Annotated in this window: 20 protein-coding genes; 10 read left to right on the top strand and 10 right to left on the bottom strand. The window is 70.1% G+C overall.

Translation table 11 applies throughout. From position 1 onward, the window contains the following. The gene (locus DDF67_RS15295) at positions 1 to 783 is read right to left on the bottom strand and encodes a DUF4198 domain-containing protein (RefSeq protein ID WP_233247668.1); all 783 of its coding nucleotides are present in this window, start codon (positions 781 to 783) and stop codon (positions 1 to 3) included. A 165-nt stretch (positions 784 to 948) separates the two neighbouring features. Between DDF67_RS15295 and DDF67_RS15300 the strand changes: the two genes are divergently transcribed. The 6 genes from DDF67_RS15300 (at position 949) to DDF67_RS15325 (ending at position 7,611) form a co-directional block, all read left to right on the top strand. Further along, positions 949 to 3,201, top strand: a complete 2,253-nt coding sequence (locus DDF67_RS15300; protein ID WP_109101726.1) for a TonB-dependent hemoglobin/transferrin/lactoferrin family receptor — start codon at positions 949 to 951, stop codon at positions 3,199 to 3,201. A 237-nt stretch (positions 3,202 to 3,438) separates the two neighbouring features. Continuing rightward, positions 3,439 to 4,044 (top strand): YqaA family protein, encoded by a 606-nt coding sequence (locus tag DDF67_RS15305; protein ID WP_109101727.1) that lies wholly within the window; start codon positions 3,439 to 3,441, stop codon positions 4,042 to 4,044. Beyond that, positions 4,041 to 4,601: a disulfide bond formation protein B gene (locus DDF67_RS15310; RefSeq protein ID WP_109101728.1), complete on the top strand. Its 561-nt coding sequence runs from the start codon at positions 4,041 to 4,043 to the stop codon at positions 4,599 to 4,601. The genes DDF67_RS15305 and DDF67_RS15310 overlap by 4 nt, the downstream gene beginning before the upstream one ends. Then, positions 4,598 to 5,170 carry a demethoxyubiquinone hydroxylase family protein gene (locus DDF67_RS15315; protein WP_109101729.1) on the top strand — a complete coding sequence of 191 codons (573 nt, stop codon included), beginning with the start codon at positions 4,598 to 4,600 and terminating at the stop codon, positions 5,168 to 5,170. The genes DDF67_RS15310 and DDF67_RS15315 overlap by 4 nt, the downstream gene beginning before the upstream one ends. Before the next feature lie 83 nt (positions 5,171 to 5,253). Then, on the top strand, positions 5,254 to 7,008 hold the full coding sequence (locus DDF67_RS15320) for a M1 family metallopeptidase (RefSeq protein ID WP_109101730.1): 1,755 nt from the start codon (positions 5,254 to 5,256) through the stop codon (positions 7,006 to 7,008). An 81-nt stretch (positions 7,009 to 7,089) separates the two neighbouring features. Then, positions 7,090 to 7,611 carry a VanZ family protein gene (locus tag DDF67_RS15325; protein ID WP_109101731.1) on the top strand — a complete coding sequence of 174 codons (522 nt, stop codon included), beginning with the start codon at positions 7,090 to 7,092 and terminating at the stop codon, positions 7,609 to 7,611. Between the two features lie 13 nt (positions 7,612 to 7,624). On the opposite strand, the gene DDF67_RS15330 is transcribed toward DDF67_RS15325, so the two are convergent. After that, positions 7,625 to 7,909 (bottom strand): hypothetical protein, encoded by a 285-nt coding sequence (locus tag DDF67_RS15330; RefSeq protein WP_109101732.1) that lies wholly within the window; start codon positions 7,907 to 7,909, stop codon positions 7,625 to 7,627. A 133-nt stretch (positions 7,910 to 8,042) separates the two neighbouring features. Between DDF67_RS15330 and DDF67_RS15335 the strand changes: the two genes are divergently transcribed. Then, complete coding sequence (locus DDF67_RS15335; protein ID WP_158278061.1) at positions 8,043 to 8,882, top strand: carboxylesterase family protein; 840 nt, start codon at positions 8,043 to 8,045, stop codon at positions 8,880 to 8,882. Positions 8,883 to 8,944: 62 nt separating this feature from the next. On the opposite strand, the gene DDF67_RS15340 is transcribed toward DDF67_RS15335, so the two are convergent. The 6 genes from DDF67_RS15340 to DDF67_RS15365 form a co-directional block, all read right to left on the bottom strand. Continuing rightward, positions 8,945 to 10,036, bottom strand: coding sequence for a dipeptidase (locus DDF67_RS15340; protein ID WP_109101734.1), 1,092 nt, complete (start codon positions 10,034 to 10,036; stop codon positions 8,945 to 8,947). Positions 10,037 to 10,067: 31 nt separating this feature from the next. Beyond that, a complete protein-coding gene (locus tag DDF67_RS15345) occupies positions 10,068 to 10,586 on the bottom strand; it encodes a MarR family winged helix-turn-helix transcriptional regulator (RefSeq protein WP_109101735.1) in 519 nt (172 codons plus the stop codon). Between the two features lie 56 nt (positions 10,587 to 10,642). After that, complete coding sequence (locus DDF67_RS15350; protein ID WP_109101736.1) at positions 10,643 to 10,918, bottom strand: helix-turn-helix domain-containing protein; 276 nt, start codon at positions 10,916 to 10,918, stop codon at positions 10,643 to 10,645. 119 nt (positions 10,919 to 11,037) lie between these two features. Continuing rightward, positions 11,038 to 11,499: a hypothetical protein gene (locus tag DDF67_RS15355; RefSeq protein ID WP_233247669.1), complete on the bottom strand. Its 462-nt coding sequence runs from the start codon at positions 11,497 to 11,499 to the stop codon at positions 11,038 to 11,040. A gap of 47 nt (positions 11,500 to 11,546) precedes the next feature. Next, a complete protein-coding gene (locus tag DDF67_RS15360) occupies positions 11,547 to 14,360 on the bottom strand; it encodes an ATP-dependent DNA helicase (protein WP_109101737.1) in 2,814 nt (937 codons plus the stop codon). A 174-nt stretch (positions 14,361 to 14,534) separates the two neighbouring features. Then, positions 14,535 to 16,202: a M20/M25/M40 family metallo-hydrolase gene (locus DDF67_RS15365; RefSeq protein WP_109101738.1), complete on the bottom strand. Its 1,668-nt coding sequence runs from the start codon at positions 16,200 to 16,202 to the stop codon at positions 14,535 to 14,537. A 130-nt stretch (positions 16,203 to 16,332) separates the two neighbouring features. Here DDF67_RS15365 and DDF67_RS15370 point away from each other — a divergent pair, with 130 nt between their 5' ends. The 3 genes from DDF67_RS15370 to DDF67_RS15380 all read left to right on the top strand — a co-directional run bounded on the left by DDF67_RS15370 (position 16,333) and on the right by DDF67_RS15380 (position 20,050). Continuing rightward, on the top strand, positions 16,333 to 18,927 hold the full coding sequence (locus tag DDF67_RS15370; RefSeq protein ID WP_109101739.1) for a ligase-associated DNA damage response DEXH box helicase: 2,595 nt from the start codon (positions 16,333 to 16,335) through the stop codon (positions 18,925 to 18,927). Further along, positions 18,924 to 19,631: a ligase-associated DNA damage response endonuclease PdeM gene (pdeM, locus tag DDF67_RS15375; protein ID WP_109101740.1), complete on the top strand. Its 708-nt coding sequence runs from the start codon at positions 18,924 to 18,926 to the stop codon at positions 19,629 to 19,631. Before DDF67_RS15370 ends, pdeM begins: the two co-directional genes overlap by 4 nt. Positions 19,632 to 19,708: 77 nt before the next feature. After that, positions 19,709 to 20,050, top strand: a complete 342-nt coding sequence (locus DDF67_RS15380) for a hypothetical protein (protein ID WP_109101741.1) — start codon at positions 19,709 to 19,711, stop codon at positions 20,048 to 20,050. On the opposite strand, the gene DDF67_RS15385 is transcribed toward DDF67_RS15380, so the two are convergent. Both DDF67_RS15385 and DDF67_RS15390 read right to left on the bottom strand, forming a co-directional pair. Beyond that, the gene (locus tag DDF67_RS15385) at positions 20,047 to 20,508 is read right to left on the bottom strand and encodes a DUF3429 domain-containing protein (RefSeq protein WP_109101742.1); all 462 of its coding nucleotides are present in this window, start codon (positions 20,506 to 20,508) and stop codon (positions 20,047 to 20,049) included. The two genes, DDF67_RS15380 and DDF67_RS15385, sit on opposite strands and share 4 nt — an antisense overlap. Before the next feature lie 243 nt (positions 20,509 to 20,751). After that, positions 20,752 to 23,748 carry an SEL1-like repeat protein gene (locus tag DDF67_RS15390; RefSeq protein WP_109101743.1) on the bottom strand — a complete coding sequence of 999 codons (2,997 nt, stop codon included), beginning with the start codon at positions 23,746 to 23,748 and terminating at the stop codon, positions 20,752 to 20,754. Positions 23,749 to 23,756: the final 8 nt, after the last annotated feature.

The following is a 23,756-nucleotide window of genomic DNA, read 5'->3' on the forward strand; positions in this document are numbered from 1 at the left end:
TCAGCGCAGGGATTCGAAGGTCAGGGAATAGGTGTGGCTCTGGCCCGGCTGGCCGGCGGCGGCGGGGGCGACGCGGTAGCGAGCCTGCGCCTGGTAGACGCCCGAACGCTCGGGCTTCAGCTCGAAGCGGCCCTGGGCGTCGCTCTTGACGGTGACCGGGGCGGCCTTGGCGTCGGCGTAGCGGTCGCCGCCGGCGCTCAGGGTGATCTCCTGGCCGGCCACGGGCTTGCCGTCGTACAGCACCACGAACTTGGCCGGCTGGCCGGTGGTGATGTCGCTGGGGTGAGTGACCGCCTGGAACTCCAGGCCCTTGCCCACAGGGGCCAGGGCCCCGTTGCTGGGCGCGCCGCGGGTCACATAGACGTCGGCGGTGGTGATGCTCTGCATGTCGACCAGTTCGGCGCCGGCCGGGGCCTTGCCCGGTTCCAGAAACTCCCACTCGCCGTTGACCAGCGTGGCCTTGCCGACGCGGCCGGCGCGCTGGCCGGTGGTGATGCGGTAGGTGCCGGCCGTCTCGACCGGGGCCTCGACCAGGGCCATCTCGCGCAGGTAGGTCGGGGTCAGCGGTTTGCGGACGCCGTCGGGGCCGACCACCGCGTAGGTGTCGGACTTCATCACCACTTCAGGCGTGAAGAAGCTCTCGGTGAACGAGCCCTGGACGGTCACGATCTTGCGGTCGGAGACGTCGAAGGTGCTGGGCAGCATGTAGGGCGAGTGGGCGTGCGCCAGGCCGGACAGGCCAAGGCCCGCCAGCAGCGCCGCCGAAGCGAGCATGGTCTTCATCGGAATCCCCCTCAAGGACGATCGGTGCGTGGTCCAGGCTCCTATTGCGGATGAATCTAAGAATCAATTGCAAATAACTTGACCAAGCCGCCAGACGGTCGTAGCTCCCCATCCAACGAATGCGAACAATTCGCATCTGAGGCCGAAAACCGGGGGTTACTTCTTTTGTCGCGCAACAAACTCGTCTGCTTCGCCGCCGCATCGGCCGGCGCCCTGCTCTCAGCCACGGCCGCCTTCGCTGCCGACGCGCCCGCCGCCGACGGCGCGGCCGAGCTGGACAAGGTCACCGTCACCGCCACCCGCAGCGAAAAGTCGGTGCTGGCCGTGCCGGCCACCGTCAGCGTGGTCACCGAGCGTGAGATCGAGGACGGCCTGATCGCCGACATCAAGGACCTCGTGCGTTTCGAACCCGGCGTGTCGGTGCGCAGCGCCCCCGCCCGCTTCACCGCCGCCGGCGCCTCGACGGGTCGCGACGGCAATGCCGGCTTCAATATTCGCGGCCTGGAAGGCAACCGCGTGCTGGTGCTGGTCGATGGCGTGCGCGTGCCCGACGGCTACGCCTTCGGCGCCCAGTCGGCGGGCCGCGGCGACTATGTCGACCTGGACGTGCTGAAGTCGGTCGAGATCGTGCGCGGCCCCGCCTCGGCCCTCTACGGCAGCGACGGCCTGGCCGGTTCGGTCAACTTCTTCACCAAGGATCCGTCCGACGTGCTGAAGGGCAAGAGCTTCGCCGGCCGCGCCCGCGTCGGCTACAACTCGGCCGACGAGAGCTGGAGCGAAAGCGCCCTGGTCGCCGGCGCCTCGGGCCGCTGGGAAGGCCTGCTGGCCTACACTCGCCGCGACGGCCACGAGACCGAGACCCAAGGCACGAACGCCTCGGCCAACATCAGCCGCACCGTCGCCAACCCCGAGGACAACAGCTCCAACGCCGTCCTGGCCAAGCTGGCCTTCAACCTCGACGACCGCAACAAGTTCACCCTGACGTTCGACCACCTGGACCGCGACGTCGACTGGAACGTGCTGTCGGGCCGCGCCATCGTCGTGACGGGGGGCGCCCCGGCCTCGACCGCAGTCGTCGGCCTGACCGCCTTCGACAAGCTGCGCCGCGACCGCGTCAGCCTGGCCCACGTCTTCACCGGCGGCGAAGGCCTGATCCAGAGCGCCCGCTCCACCCTCTACTACCAGAGCAGCACCACCCGGCAGTTCTCGGCCGAGGACCGCTACACGGCCGCCGACCGCACCCGCGACGCCAAGTTCGACAACGAGGTGTTCGGCGGCGCGATCGAGCTGACCAGCAAGGCCAGCTTCGCCGGGCTCGACCACACGATCGTCTGGGGCGGCGACGCCTCGCTGACCCGCCAGGAAGGCCTGCGCGACGGCACCGTGCCGCCGGCCGGCGAGACCTTCCCCAGCCGCGCCTTCCCCAACACCGACTACACTCTGGTGGGCGGCTATGTTCAGGACGAGTTCGCGGTCGGCCAGGTCACCTTCTATCCGGCCCTGCGCTACGACTATTACAAGCTGGAGCCCAAGAACGACCCGCTGTTCACGGCCAACGTGCCCCAGGGCCAGAGCGACTCGCGCTTCTCGCCCAAGCTGTCGGCCGTGTGGCAGGCTACCGACCTCGTCAGCTTCTTCGCCAACGCCGCCGCCGGTTTCAAGGCTCCTGCCCCGTCGCAGGTCAACACCGGCTTCGCCAACGTCGTCTCGAACTACAAGTCGATCTCCAACCCCGACCTGAAGCCCGAGACCAGCCGCTCGTTCGAGGCCGGCATCCGCCTGGTGCAGCCGACGTGGTCGATCAGCGTCACGGGCTTCACCGGCAAGTACAAGAACTTCATCGAGCAGGTTCAGATCGGCGGCAACTTCACGGCCGCCAACCCGGCGATCTACCAGTTCGTCAACCTGGCCGAGGCCGAGATCAGCGGCGCCGAGGCGCGCGGCGAAGTCTCGCTGGGCGGCGGCTTCGCCCTGATGGGCGCGGCCTCCTACGCTCGCGGCCACTCGACCACCAACGGCGTCAACACCCCGCTGCAGACCATCGACCCGGCGAAGTTCACCGCGGGCCTGGCCTGGCGCGACCCCGAGGGCCGCTTCGGCGGCCAGCTGAGCGCGGTCCACGCCAACAAGAAATCGCTGGGCCGCGTGGGCGTGACCTGCACGGGCGGCTGCTTCGCGCCGCCGTCGTTCACGACCCTCGACGCCACGGCCTACCTCAACCTCACCGACGCGGTCACCCTGCGCGGCGGCGTCTTCAACATCACCGACGAGAAGTACTGGTGGTGGTCGGACGTGCGCGGCCAGTCGGCCGTCGCCATCCCGCCGTCGGCGATGAACCCTGCCGGCACGCCCCTGGTCGTCGACGGCTACACCGCTCCGGGACGCAACTACAGCGTCTCGCTGGCGGTCAAGTTCTAGGACCCCCAAGGTCCTAGCCGAGACACGCGGTCGTAATGTTGCGGCGACCGCGTGGCCCCGTCCTCCTCCGCGCCATGTCGGCCCGGCGCCTGGAGGACGGGGCGTTTTACTGTCTGGAGCAGGCTTCAGCGCCCGCCTTCGCGGCGTCGCAAAAAGAACCGGAAAACGTCGTCGCATCGCCCGGGACAAGCGCGCCGACCCCTGCTAGCAACGGCGCATCCGCAAACGGGAGTTCGCATGCTGCGCCGCCTCTACGACTGGGTCATGGGCCTGGCCGCCTCGCGTCACGCTCCCACGAGCCTGTTCGCCGTCTCCTTCGCGGAGAGCTCGTTCTTCCCCGTTCCGCCCGACGTCATGCTGGCGCCGATGGTGCTGGCCCGGCCCGACCGCGCCTGGCGCTACGCGGCCATCTGCACCCTGGCCTCGGTGCTGGGCGGCATCCTCGGCTACGCCATCGGCTACTTCCTGACCCCGGTGGGCCAATGGATGATGGCCGCCACCGGCCACGCCGGAGGCCTGGCCGAATTCAAGTGCTGGTACGACAAGTACGGCGTCTGGGTGATCCTGGCCAAGGGCCTGACCCCCATCCCCTACAAGCTGGTGACCATCGCCTCGGGCCTGGCGGCCTTCAGCTTCCCGATGTTCATCTTCGCCTCGGTCGTCACCCGCGGCGCGCGCTTCTTCCTCGTCGCCTTCGTGGTCAAGAAGTTCGGCCCGGCGCTGCTGCCGGTGATCGAACGGCGCCTGGCCCTGGTGGCCGGCGGTTTGATCCTGCTCCTTGTCATCGGCCTCGCCGCGAGCCATTTCCTGGGAGGAAGCAGCGGAGGCGCGTGCGCCGTATGACCACCGACACCCCGGCCGTGACCACCGGTCCCCTCGTTCCCAAGCGTCCGCCCCTGGCGTGGGTCGCCAAGCACTGGCCGGTCCTGGCCTTCGCCGCCAGCGCGATCATGCTGGGCGCGGCCCATGCCTTCGAAAGCTTCGGGGGCCTGGCGCCCTGCCACCTTTGCCTGAAGCAGCGCGAGGTCTACTGGGTGGCCGGAACCGTCGGCCTGGTCGCGACCATCCTGCAGCGCACCCCGCTCTGGGCCAGGCTGCGCGCGCCGGCCCTGTGGCTGCTGGGCGCGATCTTCCTCTACGGCGCGGGCCTGGCGGCCTTCCACGCGGGCGTCGAATGGAAGTGGTGGCCCGGCCCCAGCACCTGCACCGGCGGCGGCCTGGCCACCTCCGACGACCTGGTGGCCATGCTGAAGGGCGCCAAGATCCAGCCTCCGATGTGCGACAAGGCCGCCTGGGTGTTCCTGGGCCTGTCGATGGCCGGCTGGAACGCCCTGGTCTCGCTGGGCCTGGCCGTCGTCTCGGCCTTCGCCGCCCTGGGTCGCAAGGAGGCCGTGCGATGAGCGCCGCCGAACAGAAAGCCGTCCCGCCCCGTCCCGGCCGCGGCGCCCAGGCCGCCCGCCTGGCCGAGATCCTGCGCGTCGACCAGGCCGGCGAACTGGCCGCCGTCCACATCTACCGCGGCCAGCAGGCCGTGATGAAGCACGCCCGCGGCCGCGAGCGCATCGCCGAGCAGTTGAAGGAGATGGAGGGCCACGAGCAGGTCCACCTGTCCCGCTTCGACGAGCTGCTGTCCGAGCGCAAGGTGCGCCCGACCCTGATGTCGCCGCTGTGGCGACTGGCGGCCTTCACCCTGGGCGCCGGCACGGCCCTGATCGGCGACAAGGCCGCCCATGCCTGCACCGAGGCCGTCGAGTCGGTGATCGAAAAGCACTATGCCGGCCAGATCGACGAGCTGAGGGACCGCGACCCGGCCCTGGCCGCCGAGCTGTCCAAGTTCCGCGACGACGAGCTGATGCATCGCGACCTGGCCATCGAGGAAGGCGCCCACGAGGCTGCGGCCTACCCGCTGCTCAGCGCCGTCATCCAGACCGGCTGCAAGGTGGCCATCAAGATCAGCGAGAAGATCTAGAACCCCCCCTCTGTCTTTGAGGGAGGGTTTCAATAAGCCCCGGCCTCCCCTACCGATGACGGTTCATCCTCGGGGGGAGCCGCATGTCCGTTTCACCAGTCCAGCGTCTGGCCCTCGCCGCCGTCCTTCCGCTGCTCATCGCCGCCGCGCCGGCCAAGTCGCCCAAGCCCGCGCGCGCCGCGCCAACCGCCCAGACCCTGGCCACCGGCGGGGCGCTGAAGCCCGATCAGGCCGGCGTGCATATCGAGCACGTCGACCTGTCGATCGAGGTGTTCCCCCGGCGCAAGGCCATCGCCGGTGAGGCCGTGCTGGCCCTGCGCGCCGACCGCGAGTTGCCGGTGATCGTGCTGGACCTCGACCGCGAGCTGGCCGTGTCGGCGGTGTCTCTGGACGGCCGCGAACTATCCTCCTCGGCCTGGCGCAATCCCGACGGCCGCCTGTCGATCACTCCGTCCGCGCCGATCCCCGCCGGTCACACCACCGCCGTGCGCATCCGCTATGCCGGCGTGCCGGTCGAGGCCAAGCGCGCCCCGTGGGACGGCGGTTTCGTCTGGACCAGGACCCCCGACGGCCGCCCCTGGATCGCCACGGCCGTGCAGGGCGAGGGCTGCGACCTGTTCTGGCCGTGCATCGACCATCCGACCGGCGAGCCCGATCTCGTCGACCTGCGGATCACCGTCCCGGCAGGCCTGTCGGCGCCGTCGGGAGGGATCCTGATCGACGTCGCCGAGGCGGGCGACGGCCGGCGCACCTTCCATTGGCGCATGAAGACGCCCAACACCTACGCCGTAGCGCTGAACATCGGCCCGTACGTCCACCTGACGGCGGCCTATCGCAGTCGTTTCGGCGACAGCTTCCCCATCGAGTTCTGGGCCATCGAGGGCAACGAGGCCAAGGGCCGCAACCTGCTGGGCCAGTTCGCCCCGATGCTCGATTTCTACGAGGCGATGATCGGTCCCTACCCGTTCCGCTCCGAGAAGATGGGCGCGGTCGAGACCCCGCACCTGGGCATGGAGCACCAGACGCTGAACGCCTACGGCGCCGGCTACGCCCAGGAAATCTACGGCTTCGACTGGCTGTTGAACCACGAACTGGCGCACGAGTGGTTCGGCAACCAGATGACCAATGTCGACTGGGACGACATGTGGCTGCACGAGGCCTTCGGCACCTACATGCAGCCGCTCTATTCGCAGTGGCTGCATGGCGACATGGAGTACATGGTTCGCCTGAACGAGATGCGCGTGAAGAGCTTCAACCGCTTCCCGATCGTGTCGGGCAAGCCCATGGAGGAAGAGGCCGTCTACGACGCCAAGATCGGGCCGGGGACCGACATCTACTACAAGGGCGCCAACATGCTGCACAGCTTGCGCGCCCTGATCGGCGATGAAGCGTTCTTCAAGGCCACGCGCGTGCTGGTCTATGGCCGGCCCGATCCCAGGCCCGGCAATTTCGCGCCGCGCTATGCGGTCACGGCCGACTTCATCAAGGCGGTGAACGAGGCGACCGGCGCCGACTACGGCTGGTTCTTCGACGCCTATCTGCGCCACGCCGAGCTGCCTGACCTGGTCGAGACCCGCGAGGGCGAGGATCTGGTGCTGGCCTGGAAGAGTCCGACGGGCCGCTTCCCCATGCCGGTCGAGGTGAAGGTCGGCGGCAAGGTCATCACCCTGCCGATGGCCGACGGGACGGGCCGCGTGAAGGTGGGCGACGTCGCTCCGGTGATCGTCGATCCCGCCTCGAAGATCCTGCGCCGGCAACCTTACCTGGAAGCCTACCACGCCTGGAAGACGGCCAGGGACGCCGCCGCCAAGGCTCCCCCGGCCAAACCGCGGAAATAGTCATCTTCCGTTGACTGTGTTCCTTCACGGTTTGCGAGGCATGCGGCCTTAGGACTCAGGGCTCCACCGCGAGCCGAGCCCATGCTGACGCCCAACCATGTCGTTATCGCCGCCAAGGCCGTGCTTTTCGCCGGAGCGGCGACGGCCGTGACCTTGATGCTCGGCCCGTTCCAGGGGCTTGAGGAGGCCTTCGGGCTCAGCGACAAGGCCGCTCACGCCCTGGCTTTCGGCGGGCTGACCGCCGTGGCTTTCCTGGCCTTCCCGAGGATGCGCCGCAACGACCTGGCGATCGCCGCGATCCTGCTGGGCGCCAGCGCCGAGATCGCCCAGCTCTTCGCCCATCGCAGCGCCAGCTTCACCGACTTGGCCGCCGACGTCGCCGGCATCGCCGTCGTCTACCTGGCCAGCCATATCGAGGCCGTCCGCCGCGACGCCCGCGAGCGCGGGGCCATGCGCTTCTCCGACATCTCGGCCCAACGCCAGCGTCGTCGTCGCCGCAAGAGCAGCGTCGTCATGCCGGCCGCCTCGGTTTCGCCAGAAAGCGAAGCCGCCCGCGGCAGCTTCGCCTCACGCGCCGCCTCGCGCTTCCCGCGCGAAGCCTGACACCGTCCCCGGATCAGGTGATCCGCTTGACGCTGACCGGGTCGCTGCCCGGGAAGCTTTCTTCCAGGCCCTCGTCCAGCAGGGCTTCCTGGCGGCTTTCCGAGCACTCGACCTTATCGGCCAACTGGTCGTGCTTCTCGTTCTCCGCCAGCGGCTTGTCGGCCACCTTCGAGTGGGGGGCCTCGATGTGACGGTCCTCCGGCCGCAGCTTGCCTTCGGACGCGCAGTCGGCGGTGGTCGCCGAGGTGCCGTGCGTGAAGTGGCGGCCGTCTTCCTTGTGATGCCTGTGACCGATCATGACCGGTTTCTCCCGTGCTTCACCCCATGAGGGCGTCGGAAGTTAAACCCGCAGGCGGCGGCCAGGGTTGCTCCGCCTCCAGACAAGCGGCGCGAAGCAGGCTATGCAAAACGCCATGCGGAAACCGCTCACCTTGCTCGCCTGTCTCCTGCTGGGCGCCTGCGCCGCGACGTCCGCGCGGGAGCCCGCGCCGACGCGCGCCCCTGCGCCCAGGCTAGCGGTCGAGACGCGCAGCTACGCAACGACGCCCCTGGCGCCGACGCCATCCGACCTGCCGCCGGCCGAGGCCTTCGCCGCCGCCAGCTTCACCGCGCCGAACGGCGTGCGCCTGCCCTATCGCCTGCTGTCGCCGACGACCAAGGAGAAGCTGCCGCTGGTGGTCGTGCTGCACGGTTCGGGCGCGGTGGGCCACGACAACAAGGCCCAGATGGGTCCCTTCGTGCGCAGTTGGGCTCGCCCCGGCACCGCCAAGACCTTCCCCGCCTTCGTGCTGGCGCCCCAGGCCCCGCTCCGCACCGCCAACTACGCCAAGGGCGCCGACCGCCTGCTGGCCTCACGCCCAGGGACCAGCCTGCGGGCCATACTGGCGCTGATCGACGACCTGTCGACCCGCCTGCCGATCGACACCGACCGCATCTATCTGGTCGGCTTCTCGATGGGCGGTTCGGCGGCGATGAACGCCGCGGCGCTGGAGCCGGGCAAGTTCGCGGCCGTGGCCGCCTTCTCCGGCGTGCCGCCCGAACGCACCCAGGCGGCCAAGGTCGCCCCGACCCCGGTGATGATCGTCCACGGCGACAAGGACCGCGAGAACCCCTACGCCCCCAACCTGGCCTGGGCCGGCGCCCTGGCCGACGCCGGCGGCGACGTGCGGTTCGTCTCGTACTCCGGCATGGCCCACGTGGTGCCGCCCGACATGATGCATGACGACGCTTGGCGGACCTGGCTGTTCTCGCAGAAGCGCAAGAAGGGTTAGAGCGCGTTAGGCGAAAGTGCAGGCGGTTTCGCCGTCCAACGCGCTCCAGCTCTGGAGGCCCCTTACGCCGTCCAGGTCTCGGCGAAGACCCGCTTGAAGTTGCCGCCCATCACCTTGTCGACCACCCGCGCCGAATAGCCCCGCCTGCGCAGTTCGCCGGCGATGACGGTGAAGCGATCGGGACGGTTCAGCCCGGTCACGAACGGCGGCGGCCCCTCGCCTGGCGCGGCCACGCCAGCGGCCTTGCGCTCTTCCAGGCTCCTGTTCCACTGGGCCATGCTTTCGGGCGAGGTGTCGAACGGCCACAGCAGGGCGTCGCTGCCGATGCCCACATGATCCTCGCCGCACACCTTCAAGGCATGCTCCAGGTGGGCGAAGTAGACGTCCAGCGAGGGCTGGGCCGGCGGAGTTGTCAGGTAGGACAGCTCGTAGATCCCCATCACACCGCCGCGCTCGGCCATGGCCCGCATCAACCGATCAGACTTGTTGCGCGGATGGGCATGCACCGCGCTGGCCCCTGCGTGCGTGATCAGGACCGGCTTGCTCGACGCGGCCACCGCGCCCAGGCTGGATGGCTCGTCGCTGTGACTGACGTCGATCGTCACGCCCAGAGCGTTCATCCGCTCGACGGCGCGGCGGCCAAGCTCCGTCAGCCCCGTGGACGGCGACGACATCGTGCCCGACGCGAACGGCGTGGTGCGGTTGTAGCTCAGCCCCATCACCAGCACGCCAGCGGCGCGGAACTGGTCGATGGCGGCAAGATCGCCCTCCAGCATCTCCGACGCCTCGAACGAATAGATGATCCCGAGCCGCCCCGTCGCCCTGGCGCGGTCGAAGTCGGCGACGGATGCGACCTTGAGGTAGACGCCGGGATTGAGCGCAACGGCCTTGTCGATATTGGCGATGGACTGGGCAGTCTCGGCCCGGGTCTCCGAGCCCGGCCCGCCGATGGTCTGCTTGGCCGCCGTGAGGCCCGAGTTCCTGATCATATCGCGCATCTCGCGATCCAGAGGCTTCTGCGGATCGATCGGCAGCATCAGGTTGCCGTTGATCTTGAAGGCCGGAGCCTTGCCGGCAGCCGTCGCCGCTCCGGACGCGCAGGCCGCCAGCGCAGAGGCCGCCGTTCCCAGGAAGATACGACGCGTGGTGTCCATGGGGTCCTCGATACGAGATATATGTAGGCCCCTACATATCCATGTCGGCCTTTGCCTCGTCCAATGAAATTCCCGCCATGATCCGTTCGAACATCGAACGACGATCCAAGGCGTCGTCGAGCCGGTCGAGCAGGCGGACGATCTCGCCGGCCTCGGCGTCCAGCTCGCGCGCGGCGGCGTTGAAGGCCTCCCACAGCGGGGTCAGCTGCGCGACCATCGCCCGCCCCTGCTCGGTCAGCTCCACCAACCTGCGCCGCCCGTCCTGCGCCGATGCCCGCGAGACGATCAGGCCGGCCTTCTCCATCGAGCGACTGGCCTCGCTGACCGAGACATGGGTGATGCGCAGGATCGTGGCGATCTCGCCGACCCCCATCGGCCGGTCGTGCTCCACCAGCTGGCGCAGGACGCCATACCAGCGCTGCTCGAACCGAATTCCCCTGGCCGCATAGACCCGGGCGCCGTCGCGGTCGAGCCGCTCGGAGGCGCGCCGCAGGCGGGCCGCCAGGGCTTCGCCGCCGAAGCCGCGGCTGTAGTCTTCGGAATCGGCCATCTTACGAATCCGCTGGCGGAGGAACTGCCTCTTCTGGGCCATCCGGATCCAGCAGCCTAGAGGCCGGCGCGCGTCAGGGCCTCTCGCACCACGTCAGGCGCATGATCGATGACCCGCAGATAGGCCAGCATCGCAGCGTCTGGACGGCTCTGGCCCAGCTCCAGATCGCTCAGGGTGGGCAGCGGGATGGCGAAGGCGCTGGCGAACTCGGCCTGGGAGAGGCCGCTGCGCCAGCGCACCGCCTGCACGAGGGCGCGGGACGAGCGGACCTCGCTGGGCGCGACCTGGTCGTCGATGGCGATATCGGTGGTGGTCAGGCGCGCTGCGGCCATAAGGATCGCTCCCTTTGCTGCTCTTCTCCCCGACCGCTCCTCTATACGCGTTCGATTGCACAAATTCGACGGCGCGACGTCGCCAATACGACGGTTCGGCGGCGGCTTGGCCTGGAGGATCAGCCCTGCGGCTTGGCCAGCAGGGCGCGCGCCTTGAGCTCGACCGCCTCGACGCCCTTCAGAGGGTCGCCGGCGTCGTCGAGGATATTGGAGAAGCGCTTGAGGTCCTGGGTCGAGATCCGCTTGATGCGGCGGTCACGCGCCCATTCCATGCCGATCAGCTGACCCAGCTTGCAGGCCTTGGGCAGCAGGGCCGGCTTCTCGGACGGTCCGCCCTTGACCAGCAGCTTGGTGACGATGTCGTTCCAGTTGGGCGAGCCGGGAAAGCACAGGTTCAGGTCCTGGCAGTTGCCGGTCCAGAACCGCTTGTACCAGCGGGCGTGGTCGTCGTTCTCGAAACGCAGGCCGCGCGTGGGCTGGACCACGTTAAGGCAGTCGCCGCGCACGAACTCCTGCGCGGACGCGGAGCCGGCCATCAGGCCGGCGCACAACAGGGCCGTCGCCCCCAAACGAAACGCCAAGTCTTCCTCCTGGAATCCTCCCCCCACGGAGGATGCTCACGGCTCGTTTAATCGCGTGCTTCGGACAGAAATGCGGCCGTCGCTTCAATGACTTCCACGAGCGTGAGTCGCTCGATGGTCACCCCTTCGGGCAGACTTGAAAAGAGCCTCGTGGGGGCTGCCGCATCGAGCATCACGAAAACGCCCCTATCGTCAGCGCGGCGGATCAGACGGCCGAAGGCCTGGCTGATACGGGCGCGGGCGATGGAGTCGTCATAGCCCTTGCCGCCGAACTTGGTCCGGCGAGCCTTGTGCAGAATGTCCGGGCGCGGCCAGGGCACCCGATCGAAGACCAGCAGGCGCAGGCTGCGACCCGGCACGTCGACACCGTCGCGAATGGCGTCGGTGCCCAGGAGGCACGCGTCCTCTTCCGCGCGGAAGATATCCACCAGGGCGCCGGCCTCCAGCGGATCGACGTGCTGGGCGTAGAGCGGCAGGCCCTTGTCGGCCAGGGGCGCCGCGATGCGTTCGTGCACGGCTTTGAGCCGGCGGATGGCGGTGAACAGGCCCAGCGCCCCACCGTTGGCCGCCAGGAAGAGTTCGCGCATGGCCGCCGAGACCTGGCGCGCGTCCTCTTTATTGACGTCGGTGACGACGAAGGCGCGGGCGTTCTTCTCGTAGTCGAAGGGCGAAACCAGGCGCAGCACCTTGGGCGGCTGCGGCAGGCGGGCCGCGCCCGTGCGCATCTCGGCCAGGGCGAAGGGATCTTCCAGGGCCGGGTCCACCAGGGTGGCGCTGGTCACCAGAACGCCGTGGGCGGGGGAAAGCACCGCCGCGCGCAGCGGCTCGGTCGGATCCACCCAGTGGCGGCGACAAGCGGCGTCGACGACACGGCCATAAAGGAAGGTGGCCTCGAACCAGTCAACGAAATCGGGATCGTCCTCGGCGTCCTCGTCGATGGCCTTCAGGATCGAGCGCCAGGCCGGCAGGGTCATGCGCGCCCGGCGGTCCAGGCCTCGCAGCGCGCCCTCGATACGGGCGCGTTCGGACGGCCCCAGGTGTTCGGCGTCCTCGTCGAGCACGTCTTCCAGCTGGCGGGCCAGGGCCAGCAGCGGGGCCTCGACCCCGGCCAGGGCCCGGGCGGCCTCGCCGGCCCGCTCGCGCACGAGGTCGACGGCCGGGCGGGCTGCGCATTGCAGGCCCTGCTCGGCCCCGCCACGCTCGCTGGACCGCGCGCGCAGCTGCTCGATGACGGCCACGAGGTAGTTCTCAATCGGCCCGATCGGATTGACCTGGCCGTCCGGCGGCGCGATGCGGCCCGACCAGCCTTCTCCCGGCAGGGCCGTGGCGGCCTGGATCACCGCGCTCAGCGCCTGACGCGCGCTTTCCTTGTCGCCGAGGATATCGAGCAGCCTCGCTTCGAGCCCCCTGCCCCGGCGGCCGCGCCCCTCGGGACCGCGGATCCAGCGGCGCAGCTCGGCGGCCTCGGCGCCGGAGAGCGCGGCGGAAAAGGCGCTGTCGGCGGCGTCGAACAGGTGGTGGCCCTCGTCGAACACCACGCGCTTGACCGCCGTGGTCTCGTTGTCGCCCTTCAGGCCCCGCGCCGTGCGCGCGCCGTCGAAGGCCGCCTGGGTCATGACCAGGGCGTGGTTGGCGATGACGATGTCGGCGCGCTTGGAGGCCCTCACGGCCTTTTCGATGAAACAGACGCGATAGTGCTGGCAGCCGGCGTGGATGCACTCGCCCCGGCGGTCGACCAGGTTGGCGGCGCTGGCCTGGGCCGACGGCGGCACGGCGAACAGGGTCGGCAGCCAGGCCGGATAGTCGCCGCCGGTCATGTCGCCGTCGCGGCTGACCCGCGCCCAGCGCGCGGCCAAGGCCAGGCCCACAAGATCGCCATTGCCCAGCTGGGCGCTGTTGACCTGCTCCTGCAGGTTCAAGAGGCACAGGTAGTTCTCGCGCCCCTTGCGCACCACCGCCTTGCGGGCCCGCACCTGCGGGTCAGGATAAATGGCGGCGCTCTCGCGCTCGATCTGGCGCTGCAGGGCCCGGGTGTAGGTGCTGATCCACACCGACGGCCCGTTGGCCTCGGCCCAGACGCTGGCGGGCGCGAGGTAGCCAAGGGTCTTGCCGACGCCGGTGCCCGCCTCGGCCAGCATCATCCGGGGCTCCCCCTCGCGCTCACGCGGCTGGAAGGCGAACGAGGCCTCGCGGGCGTAGGCATCCTGGGCTTCGCGCACTTCGTCGAGACCCGCGCGGGACAGCAGCGACTTCAGGCGCTCGGAGGCGGCTTCCGGCTCGATGGGCCGCGACAGCGGCTCGCCGACCGGCGCCTGGTCTTCCCACTCAACCAGGCGGCTCCAGACGTCGAGGCCCGAGCTTCTGAACTGATTGCCGACCGGAACCGAGCGCAGGGCGCCGACCACCGCCGGTCCCCACGACCAGCCGGCCCGGGCCAGGGTCTCGGCCACGGCCAGGGCTTCTTCACGCGACGGACGGGGCGTCAGGGCCAGTTCGCGCAGCAGGAAGTCGGCGGCCTCACGCAGGGTCTGGGCCTGGGCGGCCGCGCCCTTGGGTTCCGGCAAGCCCAGCGCCATGGCCAAGCCCACCGACGACGGCGCGCAGAAGGTCGCCGGCCGGGTGAAGGCGTAGAGCTCCAGCACGTCGAAAATGCCGGGATAGCGCAGCGGCGCGTGCAGGTTCAGGCGCTTGGCGGTCATGGCCGCGTGGGCCACCAGCACCGGCCCATGCTCGAACAGGTCGCGCGCGTCCGGCGGCCGGATCACCCGGCCCTCGCCCGAACCATCGGCCAGCCCCGCGCGCGGTCCGGGCAGAACCACCAGGGCCGGGGCAAGATCAAGACTCGGGGGAAGCGCGCTCACGAGCAGTGATTAACACTTTGGCGCGGGGAAACGAATGGGGAACTCGGCGCACGCCGCCCAACCTCCGTGAAATCCCTGCGAAAGCGGGGACCCAGGTGTTTTATCGTCGAGCGCCGCGCGTTTCAGAAAAAGCCTGGACCCCCGCTTTCGCGGGGATTGGTCGGATGTAGAAACCTATTTCCGCTCACCCGCGCTGGCCGCGCGGACCGGCTTGAACTCCGAACCGGCGTTCCAGTCCGGCCACACCCGCGAATTGGCGATCGCCTTCCCGGCCTCGTAGACCAGGGCCACGTCCTGGGCCGCGCCGCGCAGGTCCCAGTCGGCGCTCCAGGCGTCGCACGGCTGGTGGTAGCAGCGGGCGGTGTAGTCGGCGACCCAGGCGTCGCCGGCCGCACGGCCGCCGTTCAGCAGGTCCGCCCCGCCTCCCAAGCCCATCACCAGCAGCACCGGCACGCCGCGCTTGGCCAGCGAGAAGTGATCGGCGCGGTAGAACAGCGCCCGCTCGGGCTTGGCGTCCGGCGTCACGGTGCGGCCTTGCGCGGCGGCGGCCTTGGCCAGCCCCTGCTCCAACTCGTTCTGCCCGGCGCCGACCAGCACGATGTCCTTGGCGGGACCGGCCGTCTGCAGCACGTCGAGGGTGTAGTTGGCGGCCATCTTGCCGAGCGCGGCGTCGCCGGCCTTCACCGCGTAGTATTCCGAGCCCAGCAGGCCCCGCTCCTCGCCGGTCCAGGCGGCGAAGACGATCGAGCGCTGCGGCGCCGGACCCTGCTTGAAGGCCCGCGCCACTTCGATCACACCGGCCACGCCGATGGCGTCGTCGGCCGCGCCCGGACGGATGGTCTTGCCCTGCGCGTCCGGCGCGCCCACGCCATAGGCGTCCCAGTGGGCGGCGTACATGATGCTCTCGTCGGCGTGGGTCGTACCCGGCAGTCTGGCGACCACGTTGTGGCTGACCATCGGCTCGTGGGCCACCTTGTAGGCCGCCGAGAAGGCCGCGCCCTTCAGCGCCACCGGCTTGAACGACGGATCCCGCGCAGACTTCTTCAGCGCCTCGAAGTCCAGGCCCGAGCGCTTGAAGAGGTCGACGGCCACGTCGCGCTGGATCCAGCCCTGCAGCTGCAGCTTCTCCTTGGCCGGTTCGGGACGGACGATGTCGTAGCCCTCGCCGTTCGAGGCCTTCACCGTGCTCCAGCCATAGCCGGCGCCGAGGGTCTCGTGGACGATCAGGGCGCCGACTGCTCCGCGCCGCACGGCCTCCTCGTACTTGTAGGTCCAGCGGGCGTAGTAGGTGGCCGCCTTGCCGCCGAACTTGCCGTAGGCGGGCTTCCCCTCGATCGCTTCCAGGTCCGGGTCGCTGATCAGGAAGACGGCGACCTTGCCTTTCAGGTCCACGCCCTTGAAGTCGTCCCAGCCGCGCTCGGGCGCGGAAACGCCATAGCCGACGAAGATCAGCGGCGCATCCTTGATCGCCACCTTGTCGACCGGCAGGAGGGTCATGACCTGGGCCTGCTCGCCCTGGGCCAGGGTCATGGCGCCGCCGGCCGTGGCGAAGCTCATGGCCACCGGGCCGTCGATGCGGGTGTGCACCAGCGGCACCTTCTGGGTGTAGGAGCCCGCATCGCCCGCCGGCTCCAGGCCCAGCGCCTTGAACTGGCCGGCGATGTAGTCGGTGGTCTTCTGCTCGGCGGGGCCGCCGGGCGCGCGGCCCAGGAACTCGTCCGAGGCCAGCACGCGGGTGATCTCCGACAACCTGGCCGGATCGACCGGGCCGCTATCCTGCGCGTGGGCCAGGGCCGGCAAGGCCAGGGCGGCGGTCAGCAGAAGGGCGGCGCGGCGGGACATGGCGAACTCCGAAAACTTTCGGGGGCGACCCTAGGAAGCTTGGCGGCCGAGAGCAAACTTCGCACGCTGTTCGATCTGAACTGTCGATTCCCCGCCAGAAACAGAACAGGAACATGCTATAGCCACCGCGATGGTTCCGGCCGACCTGCTTCCTCTGCGCTTTTCCGAGTGGTTCGCCGCCCGCGGCTGGTCTCCGCGCGTCCACCAGCTGGCGATGATCGAGAAGGCCAAGGCCGGCCGCGACGCCCTGCTGATCGCCCCCACCGGCGGCGGCAAGACCCTGGCTGGCTTCCTGCCCAGCCTTATCGAACTCTACGAACGCCCGCCCCGCAACGCCCCGGCCGGCGTTCACACCCTCTATATCTCGCCGCTCAAGGCCCTCGCCGTCGACGTCGAGCGCAACCTGATGACGCCCATCCGCGAGATGGGCCTGCCCATCGTCGCCGAGAGCCGCACCGGCGACACCGGCGAGAGCCGCAAGGCCCGCCAGCGCATCCGGCCGCCCGACATCCTGCTGACCACGCCCGAACAGCTGGCCCTGTTCTGCGCCTGGGAAGGCGCGCGCGAGTATTTCGCCGACCTGTCGTGCGTGATCGTCGACGAGGCCCACGCCATGTGGCCCTCCAAGCGGGGCGACCTCCTGGCCCTGGGCATCGCGCGACTGCAGACCTTCGCACCGCGGATGCGCCGGGTGGGCCTGTCGGCGACGGTGGACGACCCGGATCTGGTGCGGCGGTGGCTGGGACGCGGCGCAGCCCAAAAAGAACCTCCCCCTCTGGGGGAGGCGGCGGCGCGCGCCGGTGGGGGGACGGTTTCAGCTTTCGAGACGCCCGAAACACTCCCCCCTCCGTCGGCTTCGCCGACACCTCCCCCACAGGGGGAGGTTCCTTCCGTTTTGGGCTCGTCCGTCGACCTCGTCCACGGCTCCGGCGGCGCCCAGCCGGTGGTGGAGGTCCTGGTCTCCGGCGGCCGCGTGCCCTGGGCAGGGCACACGGCCCAGCACGCCATGGCCGAGGTTTACGCCATCATCGCCGCCAGCCGCACGGCGCTGGTGTTCGTGAACACGCGCTTCCAGGCCGAGTTCGCCTTCCAGGAACTGTGGAAGCTCAACGACGAGGGCCTGCCGATCGCCCTGCACCACGGCAGCCTGTCGGCCGAGCAGCGGCGCAAGGTCGAGGCGGCCATGGCCCGGGGCGAGCTACGGGCCGTCGTCTGCACCTCGACCCTGGACATGGGCATCGACTGGGGCGACGTCGACCTCGTCATCCAGCTGGCCGCGCCCAAGGGAGCCTCCAGGATGGTCCAGCGGATCGGCCGCGCCAACCACCGGCTGGACGAACCCAGCCGCGCTCTCTTCGTGCCCGCCAGCCGCTTCGAGATGCTGGAGTGCCGCGCCGCCGCCGACGCCATCCTGGAAAACCACCTCGACGGCGAGCCGGCCCGCGTCGGCGCCCTCGACGTCCTGGCCCAGCACGTCATGGGCTGCGCCTGCTCCGAGCCGTTCAAGCTGCTCGACCTCTATGACGAGGTCCGCACCGCCGGCCCCTATGCGGACCTGTCGTGGGAAGACTTCGAGACGGTCGTCGATTTCGTCTCCACCGGCGGCTACGCCCTGAAGACCTATGACCGCTTCCGCCGGATCGTGGAGGACAAGGATGGCTTCTGGAAGGCCCGCAACGCCCAGGCCATCCAGCGCCACCGCATGAACGTCGGCGCCATCGTCTCGCCGGCGGTAGTCAACGTGCGCATCGGCGGCGGTCGTCGCCCCATGGGCGGCCGCAAGATCGGCGAGGCGGAGGAAGGCTATTTCGAGCAGCTGGCGCCGGGCGACACCTTCGTCTTCGCCGGCCAGGTCTGGCGGTTCAACAGCCTGGTGGGGGCCGACGCCTTCGTGACCCCCGCGCCCGACAAGGACCCGAAGATGCCCAGCTGGGGCGGGTCGAAGTTCCCGCTGTCGACCTATCTGGCCGGCCGCGTGCGCAAGATGATGCACGATGAGGCCGAATGGACCGCCCTGCCCCCCGACGTGCAGGAATGGATGGCCTACCAGAAGCTCCGCTCGCTGATCCCCGACGAGGACGAGATGCTTCTGGAGACCTTCCCGCGCGGGAAGCGCTTCCACATGGTCCTATATCCGTTCGAGGGACGGCTGGCGCACACCACCCTGGCCATGCTGCTGACCCGCCGGCTCGACCGGCTGGGCGTCGGGCCCCTGGGCTTCGTCTGCAACGACTATGCGCTCAACATCTGGTCGCTGAAGCCGATGGACGAGCTGGATCTTTCCGATCTGTTCGCGGAGGACATGCTGGGCGACGACCTTGAGGACTGGCTCAACGAGAGCTTTCTGATGAAGCGGGCCTTCAAGGCCTGCGCCCTGGTCGGCGGGCTGATCGAGCGGCGCTATCCCGGCGAGGAGAAGTCGGGGCGGCAGGTGACCTTCTCGACCGACCTGATCTACGACGTGCTGCGCAAGCATCAGCCCGACCACCTGCTGCTGCGGTGCGCCCGCGCCGATGCGGCGACCGGTCAGCTGGACGTGGCGCGCCTTGGGGATCTACTGGCCCGCATCAAGGGCCGCATCCGCCATGCGGCGCTGGACAAGGTTTCGCCCTTCGCCGTGCCGATCATGCTGGAGATCGGCCGCGAGCGCGCGCCCGGCGACGCGGCCAGCGACATGATCCTGGCCGAGGCGGAGGAAGACCTGATCGCGGAGGCCCTGTCTTGACCAAGTTCCAGTCCAGCGACTGCGGCGGCCTGGCGGTGCTGGTGGCCCAGCGCCTAGTGCTGCTGCGTGGCTCCGGCGCCCTGTGGCTGGAGGCCGAGCGCGCCCTGGTGGTCGCCGACCTGCACTTCGAGAAGGGCTCGTCCTACGCCGCGCGCTTTGGCCAGATGCTGCCGCCCTACGACACTCGCGAGACCCTGAACCGACTGGAGGCGGAGGTCGCGGCCCTGACGCCGGCGACGCTGATCTTCCTGGGCGACAGCTTCCATGACGGCGCGGCCGAGGATCGCCTGGCCGCCGACGACGCAGCGCGCCTGCGGGCCCTGTCTGTCGGCCGCGACCTGATCTGGGCCGTGGGCAACCACGACGCCGACGGCCCTCGCGCCCTGCCCGGCCAGATCATCGACGAGCTGGCCGTCGGCGGCCTGATCCTGCGCCACGAGCCCGAACCCGGCGCCCAGCCCGGCGAGGTGGCCGGCCACCTGCATCCCGCCGCCCGCGTCTCAAGCGGACGCGGAAGCGTGCGCAAGCGCTGCTTCGTCACCGACGGCCAGCGGCTGATCCTGCCTGCGTTCGGAGCCTATACGGGGGGCCTCAACATCCTCGACCAGGCCTTCTCGAACCTGTTCGCCGCTCCGCCCCTGGCCGGCGCCCTGGGCGGCAAGCGGGTGCATGCGGTGGGGCCGCGCTCGCTGCGGCCGGACTGAAGGCAAGCTTCACGCTAGGATCGCTGGCGCTACCAGCGGCGTTTGCCCGGAAACGTCCACCCGGGAGACCCCGCCCCATGCGCCCGCTGATCCCGAGCCTCACCGCCCTGCTGGTCCTGTCGGGCTGCGCCACCCATCCCGCGCCGCGAGACACCGTCGCCAGGCTCGACGCCAGCCATCCGCGCTACGACAGCGCCAAGTGCCGCAAGGCCCGCGCCGAGGCCGAGCAGTACAACGAGCACCGGATCGTCCGCGCCGTGGTCGGCGTCGGCGGCAACGTGGTCATGCCCTTCGCCGGCGCGGCGGCGGGCGGCGCGCTGACCCATCGGCTGGAAAAGAAGAAGGCCAAGCTGAACCACGCCGTGGCCAGGGCCTGCCTGGACGATCCGCTGGCGCGAAAGGCCGTGGCGACGCGCTAGAGCGCCAGCGCCTGTTCCAGCGCGAAAGCCAATGACAAAGCCGCACCCGTGGTCAGCAAGGTGCGCAGGCGAGGCCGCCAGGCGGGGCCTTCATGGCTGGTGACGTCCCACAGCCACTGCAGCAGGAACACGAACAGGAAACCGGAAAGCTGCCAGGCCGGGCCGAAGCGCTCGGCGCCCAGCATCAGCGCCACCCCGGCCAGCGGCGGCAGCAGCGACAGGCCCAGCGTGGCCCACCGCGGACGGACGTGGTCAATCTCGAGCCCGCAGCGCACGCCGCCGAGATAGGACAGCATGGCCGTCGAATAGGCCAGCAGCGCCACTAGGGCCGGGCCGCGCTGGCCCGGAGGCCCATAGCAGAACAGACCGGACGCGACGATGAAGGGCGCCAGGGTGAAGAGGCCGAACACCCATACGGCGCGGGGAACCGGCACGCGTTCGCTCACGTGTTCCGTCATCAGCTCGTCACTCCTCCGGCAGGCCCGAAGGCCTTCCCCCGCCCCGTTCACGACCGCCGGCGTCCCGGGCGATCGCGTGAATCCTAGTCCAGACCGCGCCCTGGATTGTTTCATCCGGCCCGGTTTGCGTCGAAACGGTGACTATTACCGAGGTCGGCGGTCAGGTCCACGCCGGAAGTGGACGGCAAAACGCCCCCGGAGCGTGCTCCGAGGGCGCTGCGGTGCTTCAGAAGGCTGGCTGCGCTATCGGGCGAAGGCCGACAGCCGGCTCAGCGTCTCGCCGTCCAGGGCGCCGGAAGCCGGCAGGTTCTGGTCGCGCTGATAGGCCTGGACGGCCATCCGCAGGGCGGGCGACGACACGCCGTCCTTCGGCCCCTGATAGTAGCCGAGGCTGGACAGGGCGCGCTGGGCGGTGGCGGTACCAGCCGACGGCGCGGCGGCGGTCGCCACCTGGGTCGTGCGCGGCGCGGCGGCCAGGCGCGAGCGGAAGGCTTCAGCCGACCGCTCGGCGATGCGCTGGCTTTCCGGCGTCAGCTGACCGCGCAGCGCCGTGGCGCGGGCGCGGGCGTCGGCGTCGCCGGCGCGGGCCGCGATCAGGTACCAGCGATAGGCCTCCGCGGGGTTCTGGGCGACGCCCCGGCCGTTCTCGTACAGCTGGGCCAGGTTGAACTGGCTGTCGACGAGGCCGGTCTCGGCCGCCTTGCGGAACCAGTTGGCAGCCGTGGTCAGGTTCTTGTCGCCGCCGTCGCCGCGATAGGCGAACAGGGCGATATTGTGCATGGCGCTGGGATCGCCTCCCTGGGCCGCGCGCTCGTACCAGCGACGGGCTTCGCCCAGGTCCTTCCTGACGCCGCCCTCGCCCATCTCGGCCATCTTGGCGAGCAGGAACTGGGCCTTGGGCTGGCCGAGATTGGCGGCCTTGCGCAGCGGAACGAGGCCGCCGCGATCCTTGGCCTCCAGGCGGCTGACCGCTTCGGCGAACAGGGCCGAACCCTCGTCGACGGCGGCCGGAGCCGGCGTCTCGGCGTCGACCGGCGTGGCGCTGGTCTGAACGGCCGGCGTGACGACGGCCATGGACACGCGCGGCTGGGCCGGGGTGGTGTCGGCTTCGCCGGTCTTGATCTCGACGTCGGTCGCGCGACCGGCGATAGCCCGGGCCACGCGGTCGTTCAGCTGGCCTTCGCCGTCGCGCGGCAGCAGGGTCAGGCCGGCGGCGCCGACGCCCAGGGCCGCGGCGCCGGCCGAAACCAGCAGGGCGGTGACCAGGGTCGAGGACGCGCCGCGCTTGTCCTTCTTCTGCAGAGCCTTGCCGAAGCCGGAGAACAGCGACTTGGCGGCGGCCTTGTCGGCCTTGGTCTTCGCCTTGGCCTTGGTCTCGGCGCCGGCGGCCGCAGCGCGGGCGGCGGCGCGGGCCTGCTCGATGACCTCGCGGGTCGACAGCGCGCGCGGCGGCGCGATCGGCAGTTCAGGCTCGGGATCGAAGGCGTCGGCCTCGAACGACGGCGCCTCGACCGGCGGGGTCGCGGCGAAACCGTCGGCGGCCTCGAAGTCCTCGTCGGCGAAGCCCGGGGATTCCGGTTCCTCGACCGGGAAACCGGCGTCGAAGCCGCCCGAGGCCGACCAGCCGGTGTCGACGGTCGGCGCCTGAGCCTGGGCCTGGACCTGAGCCGGCGCCGGCGCGGCGGGGGCGGCGAAGCTGGGCTGCGGGAAGGCCGGCTGGTCGAACACGTCTTCCGAAACGGCCTCGCCGCCGAACGAGAAGCGGTCGGCGTCGAAGGGCGACGGCGCGGCCTGGCGAGCCGGAGCGACCGCGGGGGCCGGCGTCTCGGCCAGGCGACGCTGGGCGTCGGCCAAGCGGGTGTCGATCTTCTCGCGGGCCTCGTCGAGCAGGCGCGCGGTGCGCTCCTCCGACTGGCGGATGCGGTCGAGCAGTTCCTGAGAGCTGCGCTCGGCGCGCTGGTTCAGGCGGTCGGTAACCCTAACCACCTGATCGCCGACGTCGTCGATCGCCAGGGCGTTGCGGCGCTCCGAGGCGCTGATGCGCTCGGCCAGCTTCTCGGTGATGCGAGCGATCTCGACGCCAAGCTTCTCGAGAGCCTGGGCCTGGACGCTGTCGGCGCGATTGAGCTTGTGCTCGACGCTGGAGGCGATGCGGGCCACCTCGCCGCCGACCTGCTCGATGGCGTTGGCCTGGCGGGCTTCGGAGGTCTGGATGCGGCGGTTGAAGGCGTCGGCCAGGCCCACGACCTCGCGGCCCATGCGCTCGATCGCCTGGGCCGAGCGGGCCTCTGCGGCCTGGATGTGGGCGGTCATCTCGCCCAGCTTGCGCTCCATGCGGTCGAAACGGCCGTCGGCCGTTTCGCGCAGCTTGGCGGCCATCTCGGCGCGAGCGGCCTCCATCTTGGCCGACAGGCTGCCGGCCAGCTCCTCAAGACGCTTCTGGGCGCTGCCGCCGTCGCCCTCGACGGCCGACAGGCGGGTGTCCAGAGCCTGGAACGAACCGCCCAGCTGCTGCAGCGCCTCGGCGGTGCGGGCCTCGGCGGCCTCCAGGCGTTCCTGCAGACGGGCGACGACCTCGTCGACCACGCCGGCGGCCGGCGCGGCATCGCGGGCGGCGACCTTGGCTTCCAGGGCCGCCAGGGTCTCGCGGGTGCGGCCCTCGCCTTCATAGAGATGGTTGGCCACGCGGCCGACGGCGCTTTCCAGCGCGCGCAGGGCCTCGGCAGAGCGCGGGCCGGCGGCCTCGTTCTCGATGCGGCGCAGGCGTTCGGCGTTGCGGCTCTGCTCGGTCTTGATCTCGTCGGCCAGGCCTTCGAAGCGTGCGGCGACGGCGATCTGTTCGCGCTCGGAGTGCGACAGGCGCTGCAGCGCACCGCGCACCGACTGGTCGATGCCCGTGATGGCCTGGGCCGAACGGGCCTCGGCGGCCTCGATGCGCTGGGTCAGGCGGTCGAGCGCCGACGCCATGCGGCCCACCTCGTCGGCGGGATGCTCGGGCGCCTCGATGCGCGGCGGCGCCTCGGCGCGGTCGGCTTCAAGGTAAACGGATCGGCCGTTCGAACGGCCAGTATCGTTAACGGGATCGGCGGGAGGCGCATCGAAACCGGCGGAATCGCCCTCGATGATCATCCGGTTCAACCACTCGCCGAGGGTCATGCCCGAGCGACGGGCGAGGTCCTTGGCGACCTCCCGTGCCTTCGGGTCAATTCCCTTTACGCTCCATGGCGCTGCAGCAGTCATGCGAATCG

Origin of the sequence: Caulobacter endophyticus, from assembly GCF_003116815.1 — a bacterium.
GTDB lineage: Bacteria > Pseudomonadota > Alphaproteobacteria > Caulobacterales > Caulobacteraceae > Caulobacter > Caulobacter endophyticus.